This window comes from Providencia sp. PROV004 (assembly GCF_011045615.1).
Taxonomy (GTDB): Bacteria; Pseudomonadota; Gammaproteobacteria; order Enterobacterales; family Enterobacteriaceae; genus Providencia; species Providencia rettgeri.
The window spans coordinates 3,284,165-3,310,251 of the sequence record NZ_CP042859.1 but is presented as its reverse complement, the minus strand read 5'-3'; the positions used below and the strand labels follow the sequence as shown (position 1 = coordinate 3,310,251).

Below are 26,087 nucleotides of genomic sequence, written 5' to 3'. Positions count from 1 at the left end.
TTATGAAATTTTAATTCTATATTTTGAATTGATTGTGAAATATTGTTTCTTTAATGGTTTTTTGTGAATAACAGATTTTTAATCAGGAAGGTGAGGAAAGTATGAAACTAACGACATTATTAGCCACAAGTGCTGTACTTGTTACAGCAAGTGTGGCGGCGAAAGAATACCAAATCAATCATACCGATCAGTTAAAATCACTCAATGATGCGACAAAAAGTACGGAAGTCTGGGAAAAAGCAGAAGTATTAACCGATTTTACTTACCCATGGGAAAAGGAAGCGGCTCCTAAAACAGATTTTCGTGCCCTGTGGAGTGATGACACATTATATTTCCGATTTATTGCAGATGATAAAGATATTCAGCTAGGTGATAACTCAGATAAAGACCAGGCGGTGTTAGATTCTGACCGAGTTGAACTCTTTTTCGCGACTAGTCCTGAATTAAAACCGTATTACACGGCGGAAATGGACCCGAAAGGGCGTACTTTCGATGCAAAAGCTAATTATTATCGTGAAGTTGACCCAAGTTGGAACTGGGAAACATTACAAACGGTGGGTGAAATAACGCCAAATGGTTATGTATTAACAGGAAAAATTGATTTAGATGAATTTACTAAACTCGATTTATGGCAAGATGCGGACAAACAGACACTAATGTGTGCCATTTTGCGCGGAGAGTTTAGTGCAGGTGAGCCAAAGCAAGTGCGTAAATGGATTAGCTGGATCAAACCTGATTCCGTTAAACCTGATTTTCACATCCCATCAGCCTTCGGAACCTGCAAGTTCGTAAAATAGCGCTATCGCCGGTGGCTTTCGTCACCGGTAGCTTTTCAATACAAACGTAATATTGTGAGAAAGATCATAACCTGCAATTAAGTTGGATGAAATCGCAGTGATTTAAATTGAAATAAAAATTCATTTAATGTATTTTTTAATGAAATTAAATTTCATGAGGGCGTTTGAATGTCTCTAGCCGAAAATACTCTGAGTGACTGTCTACACAATGAATTCAATCAGGAAACGCAACAGTTTTCACGTTTGGATACACTCTCTATGGTGAACGTTATTAACCAAGCAGATAGTACGGTTGCAGGTGCTATTCAGGCCGTTCTACCTGCGATTGCCCAAGTGGTTGATGCTGTTGCTGAGTGCTTAAAGCAAGGTGGACGCTTGTTTTACATTGGGGCGGGTACCAGTGGCAGGCTAGCTGTATTGGACAGTGCAGAATGCCCACCAACATTTGGTACTTCGCCTGAAATGGTACAGTCGATTATTGCGGGTGGCCAAGATGCAATGTTAAAAGCGGTTGAAAATATTGAGGATTCAGCGGAATCAGCGATTGATGAGCTTAAAAAGCGCCAGCTTTGCGCAAAAGATGTCGTGGTGGGGATTGCTGCCAGTGGACGTACACCATTTACTTTAGCAGGTATTGAATACGCCAATGAAATCGGTGCGTTAACGGTGGCTATTACCACGCGAGGCTGGGGATTAGTCAGTGATGTCGCAAAATTAGCTATTGCACCCGATGTTGGCCCTGAAGTGTTATCGGGTTCAACTCGCATGAAAAGCGGTACTGCACAAAAAATGATTTTAGGCATACTAAGTACCTGTGTAATGGGGCGATTAGGTCGTATTCATACTAATTTAATGGTTGATGTCGTTGCTAGTAATATCAAATTACTGCGCCGCGCAGAACGGATTGTTAGTGAAGTCTGCGGTATTGATGAACACACCGCGGCAGGGTTATTGGCACAAGTGGATTATCATCCACGACGCGCAATTTTAATGCATGAGCTACAGATTAATGCACAGCAAGCAACGGATATTGTTCAACAGCATCCAAACACCACCTTGGACAGCATGTTAGCAATCACCGTTAAGTAATGGGATAGCGTGATGAAGAGCGGGTTTACTGGCTCAGTCAACATCAGGGGAATCATATGGCTAATAAGATAGAACATCTGGAAGTACTCGCCAGAGAAATAGAAAAATATGCGGGCGGCTTTGAGAACGTGGCAACATTAACTCACTGTATGACGCGTATCCGTTTAGTTTTAAAAGATAACAGTAAATTCGATGCTGAAGCTTTGAAACAAATTGAGGGTGTAAAAGGCGTTATTTTCAATGGTGAGCAACAACAAGTGATTGTTGGAATGGGAACCGCAGCGAAAGTCTTTTCGGTGATGAACAAACGCATGCAAGGTAGTACCTCTGCAACAACGGAAATTGCAGCACCAGCAGAGAAAAAAGCATTTTCCATACGACGTATGCTAAATACGTTGGCCGCCATTTTTGTTCCAACCATTCCTGCACTGATTGGTTGTGGTTTGATTATGGGGTTGATCAATATTGTGCGTTTAGTGGCACCAGGCGTTGTTGAACAATTCCCTGAATTATTTAAGTTATTAAAATTGATTGGTAGTGCAGTCTTTGTTTATCTTTCAATTATGATTGGGGTGAATACTGCGAAAGAGCTTGGTGCATCTACCTCAATTGGTGCGGTCATGGCTGGATTACTTTCAATGCCAGGTTTAGCGGATATCACCTTATTTGGCTCGAAGTTAGTCCCGGGTAGTGGGGGAATTTTTGCAGTGCTTATGGTGGTCGTTTTCTCTTCTAAATTTGAAGTGTGGTTTAGAAGTATCATTAAAGAAAGCTTAGACCTCATCGTGACGCCATTTGTGACCATTTTAGTCTCAGCGATGGTGGCAATTGTAGTGTTCCAACCTGCAGGACATTACTTAAACCAAATTTTAGCGCAAGGTGTTTCTGTCGCTTTATTAAATAGTGGCGGTGGTGCCGTGGCGACGGGCGGTATTTTAGGCGGTAGTTTCTTATTCTTATTATTAACGGGTTTACACCAAGGCTTGATCCCAATTCATGCTGAAATTTTACAAACGTTTGGCCTGAATTACTTGTTCCCAATTTTAGCCATGGGTGGAATGGGGCAAGTGGGTTCATGTTTCTGGGTTTATTTAAAAACCAAAAACCAACGCTTGAAGAAAACATTAGTCGGTGCGTTACCTGTGGGTATTTTTGGTGTCGGTGAACCACTTTTATTTGGTGTGTCATTACCATTAGGTAAACCATTCATTGCAGGTTGTATTGGTGGCGCAGCTGGCGGCGCATTAATGGCGTTCTTCCATGTCGGGATCATCATTCCATTTGGTACTGCCGGGTTATCATTAATTCCATTAGTGGGTGATGGCCAAATATTGGATTTCTTAATTGCTGTTGCGGGTGCATGGATTGTCGGGTTCATTGCCAGTATGATAATAGGCTTCACTGATCCAGAAAAATAATTAGAAGGAAAAGCCATGTCGACACTGACGGTAAAACTGGAAAGCTTGCAGACACGCGGTAAAGGCACAGAACAACGTATTGCCACCTTTTTGCTGGATAACCGCGAAAGTCTTATCGCGATGAATGCAGCGGAGTTGGCGCAGGCGGCTGGGGTAAGTAGTGCATCTGTTATCCGCTTTTCACGTCAAATGGGGTACCGTGGCTATCCTGAATTTAAAGTCGATTATTTGTCGGATGAGAAACAACACAAAGCCGAAAGCCTATACGGTAATCTGAGTCGCCACGATGATACTTCTCAGATTATCGCTAAAACGGGGCACATGTTTATTTCGGCTATTGAAAAATCACTGGATCTGCTTGAACCACCAGTTGTGGATACGATTGCGCAAAAAATGTACCAGGCCAAACGTATTGTGCTGTTTGGTGTCGGGTCTTCAGCTATTGTTGCCAGTGATATTTTCCATAAATTAATTCGCATTAATAAACATGCACTGTTTAGTTATGATTTGCATGTTCAGCTAAGTTACTCGGCAAATTTGGGGCCAGAAGACCTTGCTATTGCGGTAACGGCACGCGGAAATACTCAAGAAATCAATAGCATGCTTCGTTCTGCAAAAGAAACCGGATGCCCGACAGTCGCACTGACGCGTTTTGGCCAAGATGAAGCGATGAAGTTAGCGGACTTCGCCTTGCCTTATTTTTATGATGAGCAACACTCCCAATTAGGCATCATCACCCCCCAAGTGTTACAGATGATTACTTTCGATACATTATTTTTTAAATACCTCACGTTAGCAGATAGTGATGCAAATGAAGCATTACAAAAAGGGCGACGAGCACTGATACAAGGCAAGAGTTAATGATTGTAACGGAGTTAGCGATAGGTGCACTGATTGGGCTGATTATTAGCACAACGGGTGTCGGTGGTGGTGTGATTGTATTACCGATACTGACCTATTTTTTTGGGCTAAATGCATTAGCGGCAGTAGCCACTGCCAATTTTCTTTCGATGTTAATGAAGGTTTCTTCTTCTTATATGCATTTTCGACTAGGCAATATTCCCTTTAAAGGGGCAATGATTGTGTTAGCGATTATGTTACCGAGCACCTTTCTCTCTAGTTTGTTTGTGACATGGCTGGGGGGGTTACCGGGGTATGAAAAACAAGTTGAGTGGGGGATTAATCTCTTAGTGGCTGCTGCCATTATTTTTTCGCTCTATTTATTTATTCAGCGAATGTTTTTTGTTTCGATCATCAAACAAGAAACGGCGAAAGGGGACCAGCTAAAATCCATGGCTGTGCCAGCTATCTTGGCGGGTGTTGTACTTGGTGCAACGGGTGTTGGTGGTGGGGTGGTTGTTCTCCCTATGTTATTGCGCTATATGCAACTAAATATTAAGCAAGCAATTGGCACATCGATTTTTGTAACAACCGTGTTATCCGGTTCCTCTGCTTTAGCTTATGCGCAAGATGGCTATACGGATTTAAAATTGGCGCTGATATTGTGTGCAGGGGCATTGATTGTGATGCCACTGGCTAAATATTTACTGATCCGTTTATCTGAACGCACCTTTCAATACATTACATTGTTATTAATTACCTGTAGTGCAGTAATGATGACAATGAATTTATTCACCTTCTAGGGTCATGAGTCCTATTATTGATGTTGTTAATAATAGGACTGACTCTTCACTAAAAACGGTGCGTTTATCGCTGATTAAGCTCTTTTGTCATTTCTTGGTAAATAAATTGGCGCTCATAGTTTAGGTCTTCGTCTTGTAAGGAAGAAAACTGGCTGAGTGTAATAGTGAGTAAGGCGGCGGCTATAAGTACAATTAAGCCACTAGACAGCAGTTTTGCTCGAGCTGTTGCATGGGGAGCTAGTACAAAAGCGCCACTGATAACCGCACCGAGTATTGCGCCACCAATATGAGCTGCGTTGTCAATACCTGACTGCAAACCATTGATAAGAGTTAACGCAATCATCCCAATAATATTATATAGCGGGCGTTTTAATTGGTTGCGTTCTTCAAGAGAAAGGTTGGGGTGATTAATTCTTTTTAATAAATCAATGACAGAAGCCGCAGCTAACCCCATAATGGCACCAGATGCACCAATGCCAACAGTAATATACACTGTGTTATCAGGTAAATATAAACTGTTCCATGCATTCATTGATGCTCGGCTTGCTGCTTCCTTAATGGCTTCGCTATATTGCCAATAAGCACTAAAAAATGCGGCACCAATACCTGAAAATAGGTATATCGCGAGCATCCTAAATTTTCCATAGGTGCGTTCGCATTCAATCCCAATAACAAACAAGGCCAATGTATTTAAAGCAAGGTGCATACCACCTGAGTGCAATACCATACTGACTGGATAACGCCACCAATCCCCAGTTAATGAAAGTTGGTAAACATTGGCACCAAATAACAATAAGTTATTTTCTTGGGAATCGAGTGGGGCGGCATAATTGAGCTGGTAAAAATAAACAACAATATTCAGCACTGCAATAAAAAGCGTTAGGGCTATTGCCCATAGGGAAAACTTAGGTTTCTGTGGAATAGCAGTATTGAGGTCGCCAGTCATGTAAATGTCCTATTAATCAGTCATGGCCGTTATCTTAAATAAGTGATTTGTTTAGCGCAATTTATCATTATCTGAGAATGCAGATATCATTTTGTAGGGGTCATAAAAAACAAAAAAAGAGCTCTAAAGAGCAGCAAGTCTGATAGGTTTTGAAAATAAATTAGGAAAATCAATTTATTGATTTTCGGCTGATAACACAAAGCGGGAAAAACCACGCTTTTATCCCGCTTTGTCAATAACCTCAGGAGCTCTAAGAGCTCCTTTCAACGTCATTATGACAAATTAAAACGAAGTTCGTTTATAGGTACGGTACTCAGGCTTCCAGAAATTGCGTTCAATAGCTTCATCAAGCGCGCTATCCGAAGTGACCGTTGCCACACCTTGAACTTGTGCTTCTTTTGCCACTTGTTTAGCAATAATGCGTGAAACATCTTGGATATCAGACAGTAAAGGCAATAGCGCACCTTCGCCATTTTTGGCTAGTGGCGAACAGCTGGCGAGAGCACGGCTGGCAGCCATTAACATGCCATCAGTGACACGTTTAGCACCAGAGGCAATCACACCAAGACCAATACCCGGGAAGATATAGGAGTTGTTACATTGTGCAATTGGGAACACTTGGTCTTTGTAAGACACTGGGTTAAATGGACTTCCTGTTGCGACTAAGGCCTTGCCATCAGTCCAATTGATAATGTCTTCAGGGCGAGCTTCAACACGTGATGTTGGGTTAGATAACGGCATCACAATAGGGCGTTCACAGTGCTTATGCATCTCTTTAATGATTTCTTCTGTGAATAACCCAGCTTGGCCAGACACACCAATCAATATGGTTGGTTTGGCATTGCGTACGACATCTAACAGTGAAATTGAGTCACTGTTAACATCCCAGTCGGTTAAATTTCCACTGCTTTGGGTTAATTTGGCTTGGAAATCGAGTAAATTAGGCAGTTTATCGGTTAATAAACCAAAACGATCAACCATATAAATGCGCGAACGCGCTTCTTCGTCGCTTAACCCTTCAGATTTCATTTGAGCGATAATTTGTTCTGCGATACCGCAACCCGCTGAGCCTGCACCTAAGAAAGTCACGCGTTGGTCACTTAACTTACTGCCTGCGGCATGGCTGGCGGCAATTAAACTACCTAATGCAACTGACGCGGTGCCTTGAATATCATCATTGAAACAGCATAGTTCATCACGGTAACGGGTTAATAAAGGCATCGCATTTTTCTGTGCGAAATCTTCAAATTGCAATAATACGTTTGGCCAGCGGCGTTTAACTGCCTGAACAAATTCATCAAGGAACTCGTTGTATTCATCACCAGTAATACGTGGGTGACGCCATCCCATATACAGAGGGTCATTCAGACGCTGTGGGTTGTTGGTTCCTACGTCAATAACAATAGGTAAGGTATAAGCAGGGCTGATACCCCCGCACGCGGTATAGAGAGAGAGTTTCCCAATTGGGATGCCCATACCACCGATACCTTGGTCACCAAGGCCTAAAATACGTTCGCCATCAGTAACAACAATCACTTTCACATTTTGTTTGGTGGCGTTTTGTAGCATGTCGTCGATGTATTCACGATTTGGATAAGAAATAAATAAACCACGTGCACGACGATAAATGTCAGAGAAATGCTCACAAGCTTCACCCACGGTTGGGGTATAGATAATAGGCATTACTTCAGTGAGGTGAGCATCTATAAGGCGATAAAATAAGGTTTCGTTGGTGTCTTGAATATTTCGCAGATAAATGTGTTTATCAATATCTGATTTAAAATCAATTAATTGGCGGTAGGCACGTTCAACTTGTTCTTCGATGGTTTCTACTTGTTCAGGAAGTAAACCATGCAAGTTAAAATTTGCACGCTCTTCTTCGGTGAAGGCGCTTCCTTTATTCAGCAAAGGGAATTCAAGCAAAATTGGGCCAGCGTAGGGTATATAGAGAGGGCGTTTTGTTTCGTACTCATGTTCCATGAAATATCACTCTTCGGACGATTAATCAACAAAGTCAGGGTAGATCCTAAGCTAAACAGCAAATATGTACAGTAAATAATGATAAAAAAGCGTTAAAAAATTTACTGAAAAATATTGTGCATATGATAAGGAGTTTATGCGCGGAAGGGAATGAAAGCCGATAACGGCATACGCATTACGGTAGGTAGATCACGCTTAGGCAAATAATGAATGTCTCATCGTTATTTTTACGTTTTCAAACGTTAGTTTAGCTTTTCTGCGGGTTCAATTTTTTCATGTTTTTTCTTATTTTTAGTCAGTTACAGAGAGAAAAAACGGATTCACTGAAAGTTAAATTATATTTTTAAATATCATATATTGCTGCAAGTTTTAAATTTATATAAGTTGAATTTTATTTTATATTTCATTTTTCACTAAGGAGTTTTATGAATTTAATTAATGGGGTGTTAAGAAATAAGCGTATTTATATATTACTTATTATGGCATTTCTAGGAGGAATGAATCATTCAAGAGCAGACTATAACCCAATCGAAACACTAAGGAATATTGACAGCTATTTCTATGAAAACAAATATGGCTCATCAATTTTTGGTCGAGTTATAACAGATTATTTTTATTTGGTGATGAAAGAAAAAAACAAAACAATTAATAACACATTGATAGACAAAATAAATTATGACCATGCATTAGAAATGCTTCAAGTATTGAAGCGAAAAGCGAAGAAACAGAGTACAGGTGAAAAAGTCTCTCATGATATGACTTATAAAGAAGCAGATGAAATACACTATCTGGTCATGTTACGTAATAAAATACCCGAAGAAGCTTGGGTTTTAGGTGTGGTATTTTCTGTATTAGATGAAAAAGAAAAAGAATTTTATTGGCAAAAAATTATGGCAGCTTCCGGAGACCGTGGCCATGAATTATCGGTAATATACAGCTTGATGAAAGTGATGTTAGAAAAGGAAAAGAAGGCCACTAAAAAACAGAAAATAATTATTAATAAATGGTATGAACGTATGAGTAAAACATTAGCTTCTGCTAAATCATAGTTTTCATTTAAATAAGTTTGAAAACTAAATGTTATATAAGTATTAAGGTGTCAATTATTATGAAATTATATTTTTGTTTAATTCTACCGTTATTATTATTTTCCTGCATTGTAAATGGCGAGAACCGCCCCGGCTTTGTCTGTGGGCAGTTTAATAAGAATATTATAGAAGTTCCTAGCGAGTATGTTTTTCCATTTGCTGAATATGAAGGGTATAGCTATTTTGACCCAAGGTTTATTGAAAATAAAAAAGAGTGTGAGGCTAATTTTAGAGTGCTGCCAATGCGAATGTCTTGGTCTGATTTGAAACCATCTAATGAGGTAAGTAATGATGTTAAAATTATAGAAGTTTATGCTGAACCATTAAAAGGAAACCCTGAAAAATATTTGAGTTATAGAAAACACGTGTATTTAGATATGGGGTACCTCAAAAGAAAGGGGGAGTTATATTATGATGAAGAGTTGGATCTTTATTTTACTGAAGTGACTGTAACAATACGAAGAAGTATTGGTCATAAAGATGATATGTATTTTAATAAAAAAGGATATTATTGGAAGGAAATTAATAATGAAGTAATTTTTTTAATTGAGTGTGAATGGTTACCAATTGATGAGAAGTATCATAAGTGTTTTCAATATTTTTTGATTCCAGAAATAGGAACTAAGGTTAAATTTTATTTTGATGCTAAAGAATTATCTAATAGCAATATAATGAGGGAAAAAATACGCATTTTTTTACTCGACCATGTTAAAAATTAGGAGATAATATGAGAACTCAAGAAATTAGAAAGGGTGATTTAAAGTTAACTCGTAGTGATGTTTCTAATGCAATTAAAATTTTATACGTAACCAAAGAACCAAAGTTGATGTATGAATATTTGGAAAGTAAAGGAGACCGATATGCTAAATTAGCTAATAGTGTGGTTAAAGGTGATTCTCTTTCAGGTGCTTTTGCGCTTAATTATTTAGATGAAGCTATTTTAGAGCATATTGGAGTGCAAGATGAGTTTATAATTGAGCGTATTCGCTATGATATGGCAATAGCTTATGTTCAAACCCTAAAAAATAGATTTGAAGATGGAAAGGATGTAATCTATGGTGATATAAATCACATAGAGGCTAAATTATTTCATAGTAGTGTATTTTCTTATTATAATCTTCCTTCTGATGCATGGACTTTAGAACCTGTATTTTTTGTGTTACCTAGAGAACAAAGAGAGAGTTATTGGCAGAGAGCTTTAAATTCTGTAGGTGATATAGAAAGTGAAATATTATTAAGTATAAATACTAAAGATATAATGTTTAGAGCATTATATGAAGCTCCAGCGCATATGCAGCCTAAAATACATAGTTGGACTAAACGAGTTCTGGATATTGATAATGTAGTAGATGGCGTGGTGGTTACAGCCAAGAAATCTTATCAAAATATTATATCTCATATAGAAGAAGATAATATGGATAGAATAAATACAATTATTTATAATACAGGAAACCCTTTAATTGATAGAGGAACAGAGCGTTTTTCATTTTGGGATTATCCTTCACAACATTTAGAATCATTTCAAGTACAAACAGATTGGCGTGGCCAAACGGAATTTACACATAAAAATCTATTGTCTGAATATTATTTAGAAAGACCTGACTATATATTACCAGAAACAGGCTTATTTGATTCACCATCAGTTAATTATCAACCAGATGTTGCTCATTATGATCGTATGATTGATGATTTAAGGGGAAATATGCCATCAATAAACAACAAGTCAACACCTCCAATTAAGTATCCACACAATATGGTAGATAAATCGATATTGGAAAGCACTTATCCAAAATCCGAACCGAATAGACAATTAGCACCTCGTACAACAAACCTACTTGATAGGTTTAAGGATAATGAAACACCAACAAATTATTATCTAGAACGCCCGAGTGTTGTTCTTCCGGGAACGCCAGGATTTAAAGACTTCCCTACAGATACCATAAGAAATAACCATCATTTTGAAAATATGATTGGCCAGTTAAGAGACAATATGTCATCAATGAACAATTCAATGGACTCATTTGAAGATAAATACTCAATACCCTCAATGCCAAGTATACCTGAATTTAGTTATAGTGGTTATTCTTCTGGAGGATCTTTTAGTTTTAATTAATATTTAAAAAGTCTACTTATAATAAAATAAATTATTTTAGTTATTAGTAAACGAATGGTGATTACTGATGTTTCTTTTTATGTGGGCAATGTGTTTTTTACATAATTTATTTTTAAGATTATTGGTTTCTAACTTTATGAATCACAAGGATGTATATGAATTATAAATTAATAGTTGTGCTTTCAGTTTTTCTTCTCGGTGCTTGCCAAAATCCTCAAGGAAATAATGTAAAATATAATAAAAAAAATACAACTAATTTTTGTGAAAAAAAAGGTGTTAAAACGCCACGTCTTTTCTTTATGCTACAGATGTTATACTTTTCTGAATCTAAGGATTTAATATTTGATAGAAAAAAATTAGTTATTTTCAAGGGGGGAAAAGATAATAACCCAATGTTAGAATTTTTAAAGTATCCAAAAGAAGCATTTATTAAAAAATTAAGCCATGAACAGGCAATGGATTTTTATCGTGAGAATTTAAATGAAATGGGAATGTCTTATCATGCTTGGATTTTAGCAGATGTTTTAGATATTATTAATGAGAGAAACCGAGAGGCACTATGGCAACAGTTCGTTTTTGTGATGAATAACAACGATCCTGCGAAGGAAGCTAAATTATTCATGATGCTTTGGTATGCAATGGTAAGAGAAGCTTCCAAACCACCATCAGACAAGCAAATTAAAAGCAAAAGATGGCTGGAGAAAATGAGGCGGATTACTTTAGTTAAAAATATAGAAAAAGAATTAGACTTTATGTTTGAAGAAATGATTAATAATTCAATGAATTTTAATAAGAATAAAAGGAGTTCTAATGATGGTTTCTAAATTTATTATTTCTAAATTAATTTTTATAATTTTATCATGTTTAATTCTCATAAATAAAGGTTACTCTTTTAATGAAAAATATAACCCTCAAAAGGTAAATGATTCAAGTGATAAATATTTCAGTATTTTTATTTATCTAGAAAAAGAGTTTTTAAATAATCATATGAAGGCACGGGGTGAGTCATTCACCAGTGAAAAACGGAGTCGGTATCAAAAAGAAGTCAAATTAGCATATGGACGAATTATGAAAAATCGCAAAGAAAGTGATAACATCCCAATTGGTGATATTACACATCAAGAATTTATTAAAATAAAAAAAGAAGCGATGTTAAATTCAGGGATTCCTTATGAAGGTTGGTTGTTTAAAGATGTATTTGAAGTATTATCTATAGATAAAAAGAATAAAATTATAGGGAAACTATTAAATAGCTTTTCTAATAAATCACTTAATGGTGAATCAGCGTTATTTGCTAGCATTTGGCTAGACATGAAAGAAGAAGCCGCGCAATCTGTATCGATAAAACAGCAACAAAGCCAAGCTTGGCTAGAAAAAATGCGAAAGATCCCTTTAGTTATTACATTAGAAGACACGATAAATGAAACAGAAAAATTGTTTAATGAATTTACTTACTAGGGCATATATTAATCAAAACTAGTGAGTCCTATTATGGATGGCCACTTTGCAGGTAAATAGTTTTGTGAACAAGATTAAAGTTCTAATAACAACTATACGGTTATTGCTATTTATTCAAGCTCCCAGCAATAACCGTTACTTTTAAATCAATATCAAATTAATCCAAATAAGCTAATTCAATATTTTGGCAACCTAGTGCCTGTAATGTATTTTCGGTCACACACCAATGTTTGATAATCGCATCTTGTTTTTCAACAAACTTAGCTTGGTCGATGGCGTGAATATCTTTACCTGCAAGGTTAATCATAATTAAAGCGGCTTGCAGTGGTGGTAAACTTGGGTTGAATGCGGCATTTTCTGCGTAGCGTCCGGTAAACAGTGAGCCATCTTTTAATTGTAACGCAATTCCTGAATGGGATCGGCTATAAGGTGCATGGGATTGGTTTGCAGCCTCAATTGCTGCACTTAATAACCGGTCACGGCTTTGGTTTTTATAGCCATGGTCAACAGGGTCGAGTAGTAAAGTAGTAATATTGAGGTCAGACGGCCCAAATGAGTCGGGTAAATAGTGGTGTAGTACTGCGGGTGTGCGGCCCGGTAAATTCACCATAATTTTACCGCCTTCACGCAATTCATTCATAAATTGGCGGCAGTGCCCACAAGGTGTGTAATTCACGGTAATTGAGGTAATCTGCGTTTCACCTTTCATCCAAGAGTGTGTCACTGCACACTGTTCTGCATGGATCACTTGCCCCATTGAAACATGGCTAAATTCCATATTGGCGCCGAAATATAAATTACCACTTGCGCCGCAAGCGATTGCACCAACGTGAAAATGGGAGATTGGAGTAATTGCATAAGCCGCAGCGAAAGGCAACAACGCAAAGGCTAATTCAGCGTCGCTTACACCTGCTTCAGCTTTAATCTGTTTGACTTGTTCCGCTGTTAACATACCTCGGAAATCAGAATTATCAATGATTGGTCTAAGTACCGACTGTAACTTTTCTGGAAGTTCGGCCCAAGCGGCCTTAAATCGTGAATGCATGTGTTACCTCCCTAATTAATTATTTTTATTCTATTCAATAATGCGCTCAACAATATGTGACTTAAGTCACCATTTTAAATGAAACATATGAAACAAATTCTTTAATTGAGAGATATATCTCATGTTTTCTCCGTGTGTTAGTGAGTAAGAGGCTAATAAATTCCTCTTACTCATTTGCTTGGATATTGGCTTAGTGAATTAAGCTTAGCTAAAAAGATGTAAAATAACAGGAAAGATAAACGGGGCTATAAGTGAGGTGATAACCCCACAGGTCATCAATGCAAGGGAACTGTAAGCACCTTCAATGTAATTCACTTCGGCACAGCGGGCAGTGCCTAGGGCGTGGGAAGCGGTTCCCATCGCGAGTCCCCTTGATGCGTGGGTTCGTACACGCAGCACATCAAATAAGCTATGGCCAAACATGGCGCCTAAGATCCCAACAAATAACACGCAGGCGGCACTAATCGCAGGGATCCCACCAACCGAATTAGCAACAGCCATCGCGATAGGGGTAGTAACCGATTTAGGCAAAATAGAACCCGCGATATCAGGGGTTGCCCCCAACCATAACGCGATGGCGGCACCGCTAAACATGGCCACTAAACTACCTGCAAAACAAATGCTTAATAAAGATTTCCACTGGGCTCGAATTTGGTGCATTTGTTCGTAAAGTGGAAAAGCGAGCGCGACGACTGCAGGCTGTAGTAAATCATTGAGTATTTTGCTACCTGCAAAATAGTGCTCATAAGAGGTATTCGTGATCACTAGTAGTGCAATCAATACCGCAATAGTAATTAATAGTGGGTTTAAAATCGGTAACTTAAATGTGGTCGACAGCTTACGAGCCAAATAAAACACCACAATGGTCAGCGGCAATGACCACCAAATATGTTCTAACATTATTCATTCCCCTTAGTTTTATCATTATTAATGACCGAAGAAATTGGGTCTTCGGGGGGTAAAGGAACGTCATCAGGTTGAGCCCCAACGACAGGGCGTTCCTTATGAATATAGTTGGAACTGATGGCGACAACGACCATAACGATTAAGGTACTAACCACACAGGAAACGATGATAGGAACCATTTGTTGGCTGAGTAATTCATAGTAATTCATTATGCCAACACCAATAGGAACAAACAGGATGGTCATATTTTTCAACAAAATGCTGCAACCGGGTTGTGCCCACTTCGCGGGAATAATTTGTAACGCAAGCAGTATGAATAAAATTAACATGCCGACAATGCTGCCAGGGATGGAGAATGGAAGTCGTGTTGAGATAAGGTTTCCAATAATCAGGCAAAGGTAGAGTATTGCGAAAGCTCGCAAATATTGCCATCCCGTTATCAGTACCTGTTTAAATGACATGAGGCTGGTCCTGTAATGTAATATCTATTCATCATACAATTAACTTTATTATTGTGCTACCGATCACAATAAAAAGCCAATAAAAAAGTGGGAAGTATTTAGCTTCCCACTTTTAATGAATAACAGACTAGAGCAAGTATGGGTTATTTAACTTGCATACCGGGTTGTGCACCACTGTCTGGGCTGAGTAAGAAGATATCTTTACCGCTAGGGCCAGCAGCCATTACCATACCTTCAGAAATACCAAAACGCATTTTACGGGGTGCGAGGTTGGCAACCATCACGGTTAAACGGCCTTCTAAAGCTTTAGGGTCTGGGTAAGCGGAGCGAATACCAGAAAATACTTGGCGAGTTTCACCGCCAATATCTAATTGTAATTTCAGTAGCTTGTCTGAGCCTTCAACAAAATCAGCTTGCTTGATTAATGCAATTCGCAGGTCAATTTTCGCAAAGTCATCAAAGGTGATGGTATCTTGAATTGGGTCATCGGCTAGCGGCCCCGTAAGTTGCTGAACGGGTTTGATACTCTCTTTTGAGGCTTCGACCATTGCATCCACTTTTGCCATTTCAATGCGGTTAAACAATGCCTTAAATGGTGCGACGCTGTGGTTCAATAATGGGGTGTTAATCGCATCCCATGATAATTCACTATTTAAGAAAGCTTCAGCACGCTTAGTGAGCCCTGGTAAAACAGGTTTCAGGTAAGTCATCAGAACGCGGAACAAATTGATGCCCATCGAGCAAATATCTTGCAGCTCTTGATCTTTACCTTCTTGTTTTGCCACAACCCAAGGGGCTTTTTCATCAACATAGCGGTTTGCGATATCGGCTAATGCCATGATTTCACGGATCGCTTTGTTATATTCACGGTTGTTATAATCCTCACCGATAACTTTAGCGGCATCAACAAATTGTTGGTATAACTCTGGCTCAGCAAGGTTTGCTGATAATTGACCGCCAAAGCGTTTAGCAATAAAGCCCGCATTACGTGATGCCAAGTTAACCACTTTATTGACGATGTCGCTGTTGACGCGCTGGACGAAATCTTCCAAATTAAAATCGATGTCATCAATACGCGAAGACAGTTTTGCTGCATAGTAATAGCGCAAGCAGTCGGCATCTAGGTGATCTAAGTAAGAGCGGGCAGTAATAAATGTACCGCGCGACTTCGACATTTTTGCCCCATTAACCGTGACATAACCATGAACAAACAGGTTTGTTGGTTTACGATACTGGCTACCTTCTAACATGGCAGGCCAGAACAGGCTGTGGAAATAGACGATATCTTTACCAATGAAATGGTAAAGATCGGTTTTTGAATCTTTATTCCAAAACTCGTCAAAGTCGAGGTCACCGCGTTTATTACACAGGTTTTTAAAGGAGCCCATGTAACCGATAGGGGCATCTAACCAGACATAGAAATATTTACCCGGTGCATCTGGAATTTCAAAACCGAAATAAGGCGCATCACGGGTAATATCCCATTGTTGTAGGCCGGATTCGAACCATTCTTGCATTTTGTTGGCGACTTGTTCTTGTAATGCGCCAGAGCGAGTCCACGCTTGAAGCATGTCGCTAAATGCAGGAAGATCAAAGAAAAAGTGTTCTGAATCACGCATGACAGGTGTAGCGCCAGAAATCACTGAACGTGGGTTAATCAGCTCTGTTGGGCTATAGGTTGCGCTACAGACTTCACAGTTATCACCATATTGGTCTTCGGCTTTACATTTTGGACAAGTGCCTTTAACGAAGCGATCTGGTAAGAACATGCCTTTTTCTGGGTCGAAAAGCTGTGAGATAGTGCGGTTTTTAATAAAACCGTTATTTTTCAGTTTCCCGTAAATTAGCTCTGATAAGACTTTGTTTTCTTCACTGTGTGTGGAGTGATAGTTGTCATAACTAATGGCGAAACCAGCAAAATCGTTCTGATGCTCTTGGTTCACTGCCGCAATCATCTCTTCTGGCGTTACGCCAAGTTGTTGAGCTTTAAGCATGATTGGAGTTCCGTGCGCGTCATCGGCACAGATAAAGTGAACCTCTTTGCCGCGCATTCGCTGATAACGGACCCAAATATCAGCCTGAATATGTTCCAGGATATGACCAAGATGGATTGAACCGTTAGCATAGGGTAACGCACAGGTTACCAGTAATTTATTCGCGACTTGAGACATAGTAACTTTCTTACTTCCATTATTTGAAAAGGGTCTTTGATGTTAACCGATCAAAACCATCGCTGCTAGGGGTATAAAATATTAATTGGCAATTTGTTCGAAAAAGAAATTTTTACCTCTTTGTGGTTTTTACTATGCGGGGTAATCACTATTTTTTGTGTTCTCTGTTATGATTAATCTCAGTCAAAGTATATCTGTTTAATTTTATGTAGCTTATTATTCAGGATGTACCTAGTTCAAAAATATAAATAAAGGAGCCGGGATGAACGATAAATCCCCCGAGCAGAACAAACCAGAACTGCTGACTGAACAAGTCTCCAAAGTTTTGGCTTCATTTACACACCCAACACTGCAACGTAATTTGATTTCTATCAAAGCGTTACATCATTGCGCAATGTTGGACAACGTGCTGCATGTCGAATTAGTTATGCCATTCGTTTGGAAAGGGCCGTTTCAAACTTTAATTAGCGAAAAGACCGCTGAATTGAAGCAACAAACAGGCGCTCATGCTGTTGAATGGAAACTGCGTCATGACATCACGACATTAAAACGTGCAAATGATTTGCCGGGTATTAATGGTGTTCGTAATATCTTAGCCGTCAGTTCGGGTAAAGGTGGCGTTGGTAAATCAAGCACTTCTGTGAACTTAGCGCTCGCTCTGGCACAAGAAGGGGCGAAAGTGGGGATCCTTGATGCGGACATTTACGGCCCATCAATTCCAAATATGTTAGGCACAACATTAGAGCGCCCAACCTCTCCAGATGGTCAGCATATGGCCCCGATTATGGCGTATGGCTTGGCAACAAACTCAATCGGTTACTTAGTGACGGATGACAACGCCATGGTTTGGCGTGGTCCAATGGCAAGCAAAGCATTAATGCAGATGCTGCAAGACACGCTATGGCCGGATTTGGATTACTTAGTTATCGATATGCCACCGGGAACGGGAGATATCCAATTAACACTTTCTCAAAATATCCCTGTCACTGGGGCAGTGGTAGTGACAACACCACAAGATATCGCCTTGGTTGATGCCATGAAAGGTATTGTGATGTTTAAGAAAGTCAATGTCCCAGTACTGGGTGTGGTTGAAAACATGAGCGCACATATTTGCAGCAATTGTGGGCATGTAGAGCCGATTTTTGGTACCGGTGGTGCTGAGAAATTAGCAGAAAAATACCATACTAAATTATTGGGACAGGTTCCTCTGCATATTTCTTTACGTGAAGACCTTGACCGTGGCCAGCCTACTGTTATGCGTGATCCAGAAGGCGAATTTGCCGATATCTACCGCGAAATTGCTTCAGGAATTTCTGCTTTGATGTATTGGGAAGGGGATAAGATCCCAACAGAAATTTCTTTCCGTGCAGTTTAATCGGTTATAGAGCAAAAAGGCTATTTAGTTTATGGCTAAATAGCCTTATTTATTGTCGACACTTTCCTCTACTAAACGCATTTGTTTTAGCCTTCTATTTTTCTGAATTGTTCGCGGAATATTTCTTTATTGAGTCATGTTCGCGTAGAATAGCCGCATCTGTTATTTAATCAGTTTTCTTTCTACGGGTAATCCGAAAAGGTGACTATGAAATTTTTAATTTTTATTGTTGTCGTGGTGCTGATCGTTATTTATTTTTATAACCGTATCGTTGCGTTGCGAGAAGCTGTTATTTCGAGTGAAACAGAAATTTCAGTTCAATTAGACCGTCGTGGAAAAGTATTTGATAGCTTATTGGCAACAGTTAAAAAATATTTAAGCCATGAAACCGAGGTGTTCAGTAAAATTACTGAACTACGGACACAAGCACAAAATGCGACAGGGGATAAAGCCCGCGAAGCCGAAGATGCATTATCAAAAATGGTGACCAGTGGGGCGATTAATGTCGCAGTTGAAGCTTATCCTGAGCTAAAATCCGATGCAATTATGGCAAATTTACAAGAAGAAATCGTTTCTTCAGAAAATAAATTGTCATTTGCTAAACGTGGTTATAACCGCTCATTAGAAACTTATAATGCGTATATTGCGTCTATGCCTGCGGCACTAATTGTTGGCATTATTCCTAGCTTAAAAATTTCCAAGGAATATTGGCGTCTTGATGAAGAAACCATCAAGACTGAGGAATCACGTCGTATTAATTTTGATTAAAAACCGCTTAACCTTTGAAGTTATCAATCATCGGAATGCCTTATGGTGTTCCGATATTATATGAGTGGTAGATAACAGGTCACATTATGGATTTTAGAAACGTCATTCGTAAAAATAATATTCGCACACGCTTAGTGGTGATGAGCTATATTTTTTTAATGCTAATTATTGGCTTATTGGCGGATATTGCAACACACCCAAATGAGCAATTGGACTTAGTCGATAATGCGATGATGTTTGTGACACTTCATGAATTACCTATCGCCACTTTTATTGTTTTAGGCTTAACCTTTCTTGGGTTGATTTATATTCATTTTAGAGGCCATAAAATGATGTTAGCTGGGATGAATGCCAGAGAAATAACCCAAGAAAATGCGAGTAGCCCCCAAGAAAAACAACTTTTTAATATTATTGAAGAATTAAGTTTAAGTGCTAGTTTAGGTTATATTCCCCGTTTATATATTTTAGAAACGGATGAGCCGAATGCTTTTGCGGCAGGGTGGAATAACCGTAATGCGCTTGTGGGGGTAACCAGAGGTTTGTTGCAAATGCTTAATCGGCAAGAAGTTCAAGCCGTTCTCGCTCATGAAGTTGGGCACATTATTCATGGTGATTCAAAATTAACCCTGTATGTGGGGATTTTGGCAAACGTGATTTTAACGGTAACGAATTTATTTAGTCAGATTTTTATCCGAACAGCAGGGCGCAGCCGCAATAATGCCGCTAATAAAGCGCAAATGATCCTATTAGTTCTAAATTTTGTTTTGCCGTGGATAACCCAAATACTCTATTTTTATTTATCTCGCACTCGTGAATATATGGCTGACGCCGCGGCAGTGGATTTGACTGCAGATAACCAAGCCATGATTAGTGCGTTGAAAAAAATCTCCGGTAATCATGAAACCCATGAATATGATAACAGTACCACAGGGCAAGCTTACCGTAAGGCCGCTTATATTTTTAATAAGGGCGATTCTGTGTTTTCAACTCACCCCTCGATTGAAAATCGCATTGCGGTATTAGAAGGAAAAAAACAGTTTTAGTGTATAAATGACATTTTGTACGCTCCGATTTACGGCATTTCCTATCTAATGGGTGTTTTTTTAGCGAACTTTGTTGAGGTATGCTGGAACAACACGCCATTACCCCCTATAATTCCGCCAACATAACATTTTTCTGTTGTGTATCTCATTTCTAAATATTTAACCAGGTTATCATTTTATGACTGACATAGCGCATCACTGTACCATTGTAGGTATATCGGGAGCCTCTGCATCTGGCAAAAGCTTAATTGCAAGCACGTTATACCGTGAGTTAAGAGAACAGGTCGGTGATCATAATATCGGTGTTATTCCAGAAGATTGTTATTACAAAGACCAAGCCGATGTCCCAATGGAAGAACGCCTTAAAGTAAATTATGACCATCCTAACTCGATGGACCACAGCTTGCTTTATGAACATCTCAAATCACTGAAAAGTGGCCAAGCAGTAGAAATTCCGCAATACGACTATGTCGCTCATACACGTAAACAAAAAACCATCACGTTCAAACCTAAAAAAGTCATTATCATTGAAGGTATTTTGTTATTAACAGATAAACGCTTACGTGGTGAAATGGATTTTTCTATTTTTGTTGATACACCACTTGATATTTGCTTGATGCGCCGTATTAAACGTGATGTAAATGAAAGGGGCAGAACGCTTGATTCCGTTATTGACCAATATAATAAAACGGTTCGCCCAATGTTTTTGCAATTTATTGAGCCATCAAAGCAATATGCCGATATCATTGTTCCTCGCGGTGGGAAAAACCGTGTAGCGATTGATATCTTGAAAGCGAAAATTGGCGAATTCTGTCAAGATTAAACCGCGCAGAAATTAAAATAATGAAGGGGGAAACAACCATGCGTCTTTGTGACCGCGATATTATTCAATGGATGGATGATGGTAAATTAGTTATTAGCCCACGCCCACCAGTTGAACGAATCAATGGTGCAACTGCAGATGTTCGTTTGGGAAATCAATTCCGCGTTTTTCGAGGACACACTGCTGCATTTATTGACCTTAGTGGCCCTAAAGATGAGGTTAATGCCGCATTAGATCGCGTCATGAGCGATGAAATTGTTCTTGATGAGGATGAGCCATTTTTCCTGCACCCAGGAGAATTAGCACTTGCAGTGACGCTTGAGTCTGTTACGCTCCCTGATAACCTTGTAGGTTGGTTAGACGGGCGCTCTTCATTAGCGAGACTAGGTTTGATGGTACACGTAACCGCACATCGAATTGATCCCGGTTGGCATGGGCAAATCGTGTTAGAATTTTATAATTCAGGTAAATTACCGTTAGCATTGCGTCCCGGCATGGTGATTGGTGCATTAAGCTTTGAGCCGTTATCTGGCAGTGCCGATCGCCCTTATAATAGCCGACAAGATGCTAAATATAAAAACCAACAAGGTGCTGTTGGTAGCCGTATCAGTGAAGACTGATAACCGGTGAACTTTGCGGAAATTGTTGTGTTTAATGGAGATTAAACCGGTAATTTCCGCCCATTTTCAGGGATAGGTGTGAGTTCATTTTTGTGGCGAGCGCAAGCGGAATTTAAGAGAGGGAAGGATGAAACGTTTTTTGACGACACTGATTATTTTACTTGTGGTAATTGTTGCTGGGTTAACAACACTCGTAATGTTAGTGAACCCGAATGATTTCCGTCATTATATTGTTGAACAAGTAGAGAAAAAAAGTGGTTATCAACTTGAATTCAACGGTGATATGCGTTGGCATGTGTGGCCAACCTTAAGCATTATTACTGGGCCTGTTTCTCTTACTGCGCCGAATGCGGCTAAACCCATACTAAGTGCAGATAATATGCGCTTAGATGTTGAATTATGGCCTCTCATTTCCCATAAACTCTCTGTTGAGCAAATTGTTATTGATGGTGCTGTTATCCGCAAGACACCCGATAGCGAAATCCAAACTCACCGTAACGCCCCTGTAGCGCCTGGTGGTGTGCCAACATCAACCTCTGCACAAGAGAAAAGTGACTGGTTATTAGATATAGAAAAAATTAATATTTCTAATAGCTTAGTTATTTGGCAAACTGCTAAAGATGAATTTAATCTGCGCAACATTGATTTATCACTGAAGAAAAGTGATAAAAAACAGGTCGCAGTTAAATTCAGTGGAAATCTAAATAAAAACCAACAAGAGTTTGTATTTAATCTACGCGCAGATATCGATTTATCAGATATTAATCAAAGGATTAGTGGCAAATTAACTCAGTTTGACTATAAATTGAGTGGTGTTGATTTACCTGAAAGTGGAATTGAAGGGCAAATAACAAGTGATTTCCTATATACCAAAGGGAAAGTGGAAAGTGCGAGTTTAAGCAATTTGTTAATAACAGCTAACGAAAGTGGCCTATCAGGTAATGGCAGTATCCAATTAACGAATACCCCAGAAATTAGGGTTAATTTAGTCGCCGAGAAATTAGATTTAGATAATCTATTAGGAACAGCGCCTGCCAGTACCAGTGTAGAATCAGAGACGAATAATAACCGTGTTGGTGTTAAGCCTGTTATTTCTGGTGCAAATCCTCAACAGTATGATTTATCAGGCTTGCAGGCATTTTCCGCCGATATCAATTTAGCCATTAAGCAGTTAATCTATCGTGGAATGACGGTTAGTGATGTAGTTTTTGAGGCACAAAACCAAACACCTCGTTTAACTGTTTCAAAATTACAAGGTAAGGCATTTGGTGGTGATTTTTCAATACCGGTGACATTTAATTACAGTTCAACTCCCGCTTATGTTTCAGCAAAACCAGATTTAAAAAATATCGATTTAACTCCATTATTAAAAGCCTTCAATATGCCACAAAAATTAAGTGGAATAATTTCGTTAAATGCGGCGTTATCGGGTGTGGGTTATGATGACAATGCAGTGAAAAACCAGTGGCAAGGGCCTGTTAATTTTGAGTTAAGAAATGCCAAATTACAGGGATTGAATATTCCGTTATTAATTCAGCAATCGGTTTCCAGAGTAACCAGTAAAATTAATGCGCCCGTGAATACGGGGAACGTCACTGAGGTTGATTCTTTCACTGTGGCAGGTAAATTAAATAAAGGTACGTTGAACATTTCCTCTATGAATGCGATGTCATCCTTAGTTAACATCAGTGGGCAAGGCCGTATGAATATCCCTAATGAAACCATTGATGTCAATTTAGGGGTTAATATTGCCAATGGCTGGGGTGGGGATTCACGTTTAGTTCAACAATTGCAAGCCATGACCATTCCACTGCGAATTTATGGTAATTGGCATAATTTGAAATACCAATTAGATGTCGAAAAATTACTGCGTAATGAGTTACGTACACAAGCTAAAGAAGCGCTTGGTAACTTCTTGAAGAAAGAAGAAAATAAAGGACTCAATGATTTATTGAATGCCCTTTAAGATAACAAAACGCCCTTAAATGGGCGTTTGAGGTTGTTGACAAAGCGGGATAAAAGCGTGGTTTTTCCCGCTTTGTGTTATCAGCCGAAAATCAATTTATTGATTTTCCTAATTTATTTTCAAAATCTATTAGATTTGCTGCCAAACATAATAGGTTTGTCAGCAGTCTGAAGCGCCCTTAAATGGGTGTTTTCTCTTTTTATGAACTTATTTTATTTTTGTAATCAGAAAGATCATTATTTAGTTGAATCATTTTATCCGATAAATTTTGAAAAAATGAAGAGTCATTCGGATTAAATTGCTCAGTGTTAATATCATGTATAGTTGTAATTAATTTGGTGATTTGGGTGCTCAATTTACTTATTTTATTGAAATTATTTGTTTTTTCTGGTGTTTTTTGTAATTTATCACTTTGATTAGTGATTAAATTATTACTGTTCTCTTTAATCAGTACAGGGCAACATTTAACGTTATTATTAATGCTTATTGCTGTAACTGCTATATTTTCTGATTTTTTTTTTGTACTTGTACTAGGCACTTGGATCGTACTGCTATTTGATTGGCTAGTTTTTATTTTCACAATGTGACCTTCGTTTAAATTAGTTGTATTTAATACGCTGAATTATTCAAGCTTTGAATGTATTTTTCTTTTAAAAAACGCCACTATTTTGCGCTTAATCGTCTAAAGGTTGATATCTATAGGTTTTAGGCAAAAAAATACCAGCCATATAGGCTGGTATTTAGTCAAAAAGCACGTGCTAATTAGTCATCTTCAAACTCATAGCCATCCCCCTCAGGGGCTGGTGGAGTGATTAACACTTTATTGACTCGGTGGCTGTTAACCTCAAGAGGTTGGAATATACAACCGTTAATTGTCACTTGTTCACCCACTTCAGGAACACGTTGTAAGTGTTCCATTAAAAGACCCGCAATCGTTTCATACTCACGTTTATCGTCTAATTCCATAGGGATAAACATGATCAGGTCTTCAAGTGGCATAAAGCCGTTGGCAATCCAAGTACCATCATCCAGTTTTTGAATGTCGTGGCGTGAGTCATTTTCTTCATCACCAACCGGCAAGTTACCTGCGATCGTTTCCATTACATCAGTCAATGTCACGATACCTTCGATAGAACCAAACTCATCCACAACAAAGGCAAAGTGAGTATGCGCCTTACGAAACTGCTCTAACGCTTTTAACAGAGACAACCCTTCTGGGAATATCAATGGTTGGGTAATCAATGCACGTAAGTTTAATGGTTGGCCTTTTAATTGCTGTTTAACCAAATCCATTACATGTACTACCCCAACAGGTTCATCGCTGATAGTTTCATCAATGACCACTAAACGCGAGTGTGGGTTTTTCTCCATTAATTGCAGTAAATCTGAAGATGATTTATTAATGTCGAGATAATCCACATCATGGCGTGAAGTCATAATGCTTTCTACGTTACGTTGTGCCATACCGAGCACTCGAGCAATCATTAAACGCTCTTGTGGGTCAAAAACGGATTGATTATCAGCGATAAGATCAGAAGTATGTGGGTCTAATTCTCCACGTTCGTTATTACCGCTAAGAATGCGTAATACCGCCTCTGCTGTACGTTCACGTAGTGGACGTGAGCCTTTAAGGAATTTACGTCGATTAAATTGAGCAAATTGGTTTAGGACTTCAATCATGATAGAGAAGCCAATTGCAGCGTATAAGTAACCTTTCGGTATGGCATAGCCAAACCCTTCGGCAACTAAGCTGAAACCAATCATCAGTAAGAAGCTCAAACACAGTATGACAATGGTTGGGTGCTGGTTAACAAAGCTCGTTAACGGTTTACTTGCCCAAATCATTAATGCCATTGCAATGGTCACAGCTGCAATCATTACACCGATATGGTCAACCATACCGACAGCGGTGATCACGGAGTCTAGTGAGAATACAGCATCAAGAACAATAATTTGTGCAACAACAGCCCAGAAATTAGATGTCTTTCTTTGGGTATTGGTGTGTTCGTCTTTCCCCTCCAACCGCTCGTTTAGCTCCATTGTGGCTTTAAACAAGAGGAATAAACCACCCACCAACATAATTAGGTCTCGAGCACTAAAGGCGTGATCAAAGAGAGTTAATATCGGTTTCGTGAGGGTAATGAGCCATGACAGGCTAAATAGAAGCACAACACGCATAATCAGGGCTAATAAAAGTCCAGTTACACGGGCTCTATCACGCAGCTTTGGCGGGAGCTTATCGGCCAGAATGGCGATGAAGACGAGGTTATCAATACCAAGAACGATTTCTAGAACGATAAGGGTAGCGAGGCCCGCCCAAATCGAAGGATCTGCGATCCATTCCATACAGTTTGTTTTACCTTCTGATATGACGGCT

The 26,087-nt window shown here is 39.0% G+C and carries 24 protein-coding genes; 16 read left to right on the top strand and 8 right to left on the bottom strand.

The genetic code is table 11. From position 1 onward, the window contains the following. Positions 1–101 precede the first annotated feature (101 nt). The 5 genes from FVA69_RS15105 (at position 102) to FVA69_RS15085 (ending at position 4,947) form a co-directional block, all read left to right on the top strand. The gene (locus tag FVA69_RS15105) at positions 102–797 is read left to right on the top strand and encodes a sugar-binding protein (RefSeq protein WP_109910986.1); all 696 of its coding nucleotides are present in this window, start codon (positions 102–104) and stop codon (positions 795–797) included. A 168-nt stretch (positions 798–965) separates the two neighbouring features. Further along, positions 966–1,886, top strand: a complete 921-nt coding sequence (murQ, locus tag FVA69_RS15100) for an N-acetylmuramic acid 6-phosphate etherase (RefSeq protein ID WP_164529071.1) — start codon at positions 966–968, stop codon at positions 1,884–1,886. Between the two features lie 56 nt (positions 1,887–1,942). Next, on the top strand, positions 1,943–3,304 hold the full coding sequence (locus FVA69_RS15095; protein ID WP_164529070.1) for a PTS transporter subunit EIIC: 1,362 nt from the start codon (positions 1,943–1,945) through the stop codon (positions 3,302–3,304). A 15-nt stretch (positions 3,305–3,319) separates the two neighbouring features. Continuing rightward, on the top strand, positions 3,320–4,165 hold the full coding sequence (locus tag FVA69_RS15090) for a MurR/RpiR family transcriptional regulator (protein WP_004909230.1): 846 nt from the start codon (positions 3,320–3,322) through the stop codon (positions 4,163–4,165). After that, on the top strand, positions 4,165–4,947 hold the full coding sequence (locus FVA69_RS15085; protein ID WP_004909234.1) for a sulfite exporter TauE/SafE family protein: 783 nt from the start codon (positions 4,165–4,167) through the stop codon (positions 4,945–4,947). The genes FVA69_RS15090 and FVA69_RS15085 overlap by 1 nt, the downstream gene beginning before the upstream one ends. 64 nt (positions 4,948–5,011) lie before the next feature. Here FVA69_RS15085 and FVA69_RS15080 read toward each other — a convergent pair whose 3' ends face one another. Next, positions 5,012–5,893: a rhomboid family intramembrane serine protease gene (locus FVA69_RS15080; RefSeq protein WP_110731802.1), complete on the bottom strand. Its 882-nt coding sequence runs from the start codon at positions 5,891–5,893 to the stop codon at positions 5,012–5,014. 282 nt (positions 5,894–6,175) lie between these two features. Further along, on the bottom strand, positions 6,176–7,873 hold the full coding sequence (locus FVA69_RS15075) for an NAD-dependent malic enzyme (protein ID WP_109910989.1): 1,698 nt from the start codon (positions 7,871–7,873) through the stop codon (positions 6,176–6,178). Between the two features lie 425 nt (positions 7,874–8,298). Here FVA69_RS15075 and FVA69_RS15070 point away from each other — a divergent pair, with 425 nt between their 5' ends. The 5 genes from FVA69_RS15070 (at position 8,299) to FVA69_RS15050 (ending at position 12,532) form a co-directional block, all read left to right on the top strand. Beyond that, entirely contained in the window at positions 8,299–8,922 is a 624-nt protein-coding gene (locus FVA69_RS15070) for a hypothetical protein (protein ID WP_004909242.1), read from the top strand. A 59-nt stretch (positions 8,923–8,981) separates the two neighbouring features. Further along, the gene (locus FVA69_RS15065; RefSeq protein WP_164529069.1) at positions 8,982–9,680 is read left to right on the top strand and encodes a hypothetical protein; all 699 of its coding nucleotides are present in this window, start codon (positions 8,982–8,984) and stop codon (positions 9,678–9,680) included. 8 nt (positions 9,681–9,688) lie between these two features. Then, the gene (locus FVA69_RS15060; protein ID WP_109910991.1) at positions 9,689–11,074 is read left to right on the top strand and encodes a serine protease; all 1,386 of its coding nucleotides are present in this window, start codon (positions 9,689–9,691) and stop codon (positions 11,072–11,074) included. 155 nt (positions 11,075–11,229) lie between these two features. Continuing rightward, a complete protein-coding gene (locus tag FVA69_RS15055; RefSeq protein WP_109910992.1) occupies positions 11,230–11,898 on the top strand; it encodes a hypothetical protein in 669 nt (222 codons plus the stop codon). After that, positions 11,885–12,532, top strand: a complete 648-nt coding sequence (locus FVA69_RS15050; protein ID WP_109910993.1) for a hypothetical protein — start codon at positions 11,885–11,887, stop codon at positions 12,530–12,532. The genes FVA69_RS15055 and FVA69_RS15050 overlap by 14 nt, the downstream gene beginning before the upstream one ends. Positions 12,533–12,689: 157 nt before the next feature. On the opposite strand, the gene cdd is transcribed toward FVA69_RS15050, so the two are convergent. The 4 genes from cdd to metG all read right to left on the bottom strand — a co-directional run bounded on the left by cdd (position 12,690) and on the right by metG (position 17,115). Then, positions 12,690–13,577 (bottom strand): cytidine deaminase, encoded by an 888-nt coding sequence (gene cdd / locus FVA69_RS15045; RefSeq protein ID WP_110731803.1) that lies wholly within the window; start codon positions 13,575–13,577, stop codon positions 12,690–12,692. A gap of 204 nt (positions 13,578–13,781) precedes the next feature. Next, positions 13,782–14,477 (bottom strand): CidB/LrgB family autolysis modulator, encoded by a 696-nt coding sequence (locus FVA69_RS15040; RefSeq protein WP_164529068.1) that lies wholly within the window; start codon positions 14,475–14,477, stop codon positions 13,782–13,784. Then, positions 14,477–14,944 (bottom strand): CidA/LrgA family protein, encoded by a 468-nt coding sequence (locus tag FVA69_RS15035; RefSeq protein WP_164529067.1) that lies wholly within the window; start codon positions 14,942–14,944, stop codon positions 14,477–14,479. The genes FVA69_RS15040 and FVA69_RS15035 overlap by 1 nt, the downstream gene beginning before the upstream one ends. 143 nt (positions 14,945–15,087) lie before the next feature. Further along, positions 15,088–17,115 (bottom strand): methionine--tRNA ligase, encoded by a 2,028-nt coding sequence (gene metG / locus FVA69_RS15030; protein WP_164529066.1) that lies wholly within the window; start codon positions 17,113–17,115, stop codon positions 15,088–15,090. Between the two features lie 262 nt (positions 17,116–17,377). Here metG and apbC point away from each other — a divergent pair, with 262 nt between their 5' ends. The 6 genes from apbC (at position 17,378) to asmA (ending at position 23,710) form a co-directional block, all read left to right on the top strand. Continuing rightward, a complete protein-coding gene (apbC, locus tag FVA69_RS15025; RefSeq protein ID WP_004256506.1) occupies positions 17,378–18,490 on the top strand; it encodes an iron-sulfur cluster carrier protein ApbC in 1,113 nt (370 codons plus the stop codon). Between the two features lie 207 nt (positions 18,491–18,697). Then, positions 18,698–19,258, top strand: a complete 561-nt coding sequence (locus tag FVA69_RS15020) for a LemA family protein (protein ID WP_004909264.1) — start codon at positions 18,698–18,700, stop codon at positions 19,256–19,258. Positions 19,259–19,344: 86 nt separating this feature from the next. Further along, positions 19,345–20,301 carry a zinc metalloprotease HtpX gene (gene htpX, locus FVA69_RS15015; protein WP_164529065.1) on the top strand — a complete coding sequence of 319 codons (957 nt, stop codon included), beginning with the start codon at positions 19,345–19,347 and terminating at the stop codon, positions 20,299–20,301. A 178-nt stretch (positions 20,302–20,479) separates the two neighbouring features. Beyond that, the gene (gene udk / locus FVA69_RS15010; protein WP_004256495.1) at positions 20,480–21,124 is read left to right on the top strand and encodes a uridine kinase; all 645 of its coding nucleotides are present in this window, start codon (positions 20,480–20,482) and stop codon (positions 21,122–21,124) included. 38 nt (positions 21,125–21,162) lie between these two features. Beyond that, positions 21,163–21,744, top strand: a complete 582-nt coding sequence (gene dcd, locus FVA69_RS15005) for a dCTP deaminase (RefSeq protein WP_004909269.1) — start codon at positions 21,163–21,165, stop codon at positions 21,742–21,744. Positions 21,745–21,871: 127 nt separating this feature from the next. Further along, on the top strand, positions 21,872–23,710 hold the full coding sequence (gene asmA, locus FVA69_RS15000) for an outer membrane assembly protein AsmA (RefSeq protein ID WP_123382134.1): 1,839 nt from the start codon (positions 21,872–21,874) through the stop codon (positions 23,708–23,710). Between the two features lie 199 nt (positions 23,711–23,909). On the opposite strand, the gene FVA69_RS14995 is transcribed toward asmA, so the two are convergent. Together FVA69_RS14995 and FVA69_RS14990 are read right to left on the bottom strand one after the other, a co-directional pair. Then, positions 23,910–24,290 carry a hypothetical protein gene (locus FVA69_RS14995; RefSeq protein ID WP_123382133.1) on the bottom strand — a complete coding sequence of 127 codons (381 nt, stop codon included), beginning with the start codon at positions 24,288–24,290 and terminating at the stop codon, positions 23,910–23,912. Between the two features lie 182 nt (positions 24,291–24,472). Next, positions 24,473–26,056 (bottom strand): TerC family protein, encoded by a 1,584-nt coding sequence (locus FVA69_RS14990; protein ID WP_004909274.1) that lies wholly within the window; start codon positions 26,054–26,056, stop codon positions 24,473–24,475. Positions 26,057–26,087: the final 31 nt, after the last annotated feature.

Coding starts and splice junctions, on each gene's coding strand:
- FVA69_RS15060 (WP_109910991.1), top strand. CDS start 9,689: ATGAGAACTCAAGAAATTAGAAAGGGTGATTTAAAGTTAACTCGTAGT.
- metG (WP_164529066.1), bottom strand. CDS start 17,115: ATGTCTCAAGTCGCGAATAAATTACTGGTAACCTGTGCGTTACCCTAT.
- FVA69_RS15050 (WP_109910993.1), top strand. CDS start 11,885: ATGATGGTTTCTAAATTTATTATTTCTAAATTAATTTTTATAATTTTA.
- udk (WP_004256495.1), top strand. CDS start 20,480: ATGACTGACATAGCGCATCACTGTACCATTGTAGGTATATCGGGAGCC.
- FVA69_RS15075 (WP_109910989.1), bottom strand. CDS start 7,873: ATGGAACATGAGTACGAAACAAAACGCCCTCTCTATATACCCTACGCT.
- dcd (WP_004909269.1), top strand. CDS start 21,163: ATGCGTCTTTGTGACCGCGATATTATTCAATGGATGGATGATGGTAAA.
- FVA69_RS15020 (WP_004909264.1), top strand. CDS start 18,698: ATGAAATTTTTAATTTTTATTGTTGTCGTGGTGCTGATCGTTATTTAT.
- FVA69_RS15080 (WP_110731802.1), bottom strand. CDS start 5,893: ATGACTGGCGACCTCAATACTGCTATTCCACAGAAACCTAAGTTTTCC.
- cdd (WP_110731803.1), bottom strand. CDS start 13,577: ATGCATTCACGATTTAAGGCCGCTTGGGCCGAACTTCCAGAAAAGTTA.
- htpX (WP_164529065.1), top strand. CDS start 19,345: ATGGATTTTAGAAACGTCATTCGTAAAAATAATATTCGCACACGCTTA.
- FVA69_RS15090 (WP_004909230.1), top strand. CDS start 3,320: ATGTCGACACTGACGGTAAAACTGGAAAGCTTGCAGACACGCGGTAAA.
- FVA69_RS15035 (WP_164529067.1), bottom strand. CDS start 14,944: ATGTCATTTAAACAGGTACTGATAACGGGATGGCAATATTTGCGAGCT.
- FVA69_RS15095 (WP_164529070.1), top strand. CDS start 1,943: ATGGCTAATAAGATAGAACATCTGGAAGTACTCGCCAGAGAAATAGAA.
- murQ (WP_164529071.1), top strand. CDS start 966: ATGTCTCTAGCCGAAAATACTCTGAGTGACTGTCTACACAATGAATTC.
- FVA69_RS15055 (WP_109910992.1), top strand. CDS start 11,230: ATGAATTATAAATTAATAGTTGTGCTTTCAGTTTTTCTTCTCGGTGCT.
- FVA69_RS14990 (WP_004909274.1), bottom strand. CDS start 26,056: ATGGAATGGATCGCAGATCCTTCGATTTGGGCGGGCCTCGCTACCCTT.
- FVA69_RS15085 (WP_004909234.1), top strand. CDS start 4,165: ATGATTGTAACGGAGTTAGCGATAGGTGCACTGATTGGGCTGATTATT.
- FVA69_RS15065 (WP_164529069.1), top strand. CDS start 8,982: ATGAAATTATATTTTTGTTTAATTCTACCGTTATTATTATTTTCCTGC.
- asmA (WP_123382134.1), top strand. CDS start 21,872: ATGAAACGTTTTTTGACGACACTGATTATTTTACTTGTGGTAATTGTT.
- FVA69_RS15040 (WP_164529068.1), bottom strand. CDS start 14,477: ATGTTAGAACATATTTGGTGGTCATTGCCGCTGACCATTGTGGTGTTT.
- apbC (WP_004256506.1), top strand. CDS start 17,378: ATGAACGATAAATCCCCCGAGCAGAACAAACCAGAACTGCTGACTGAA.
- FVA69_RS15105 (WP_109910986.1), top strand. CDS start 102: ATGAAACTAACGACATTATTAGCCACAAGTGCTGTACTTGTTACAGCA.
- FVA69_RS15070 (WP_004909242.1), top strand. CDS start 8,299: ATGAATTTAATTAATGGGGTGTTAAGAAATAAGCGTATTTATATATTA.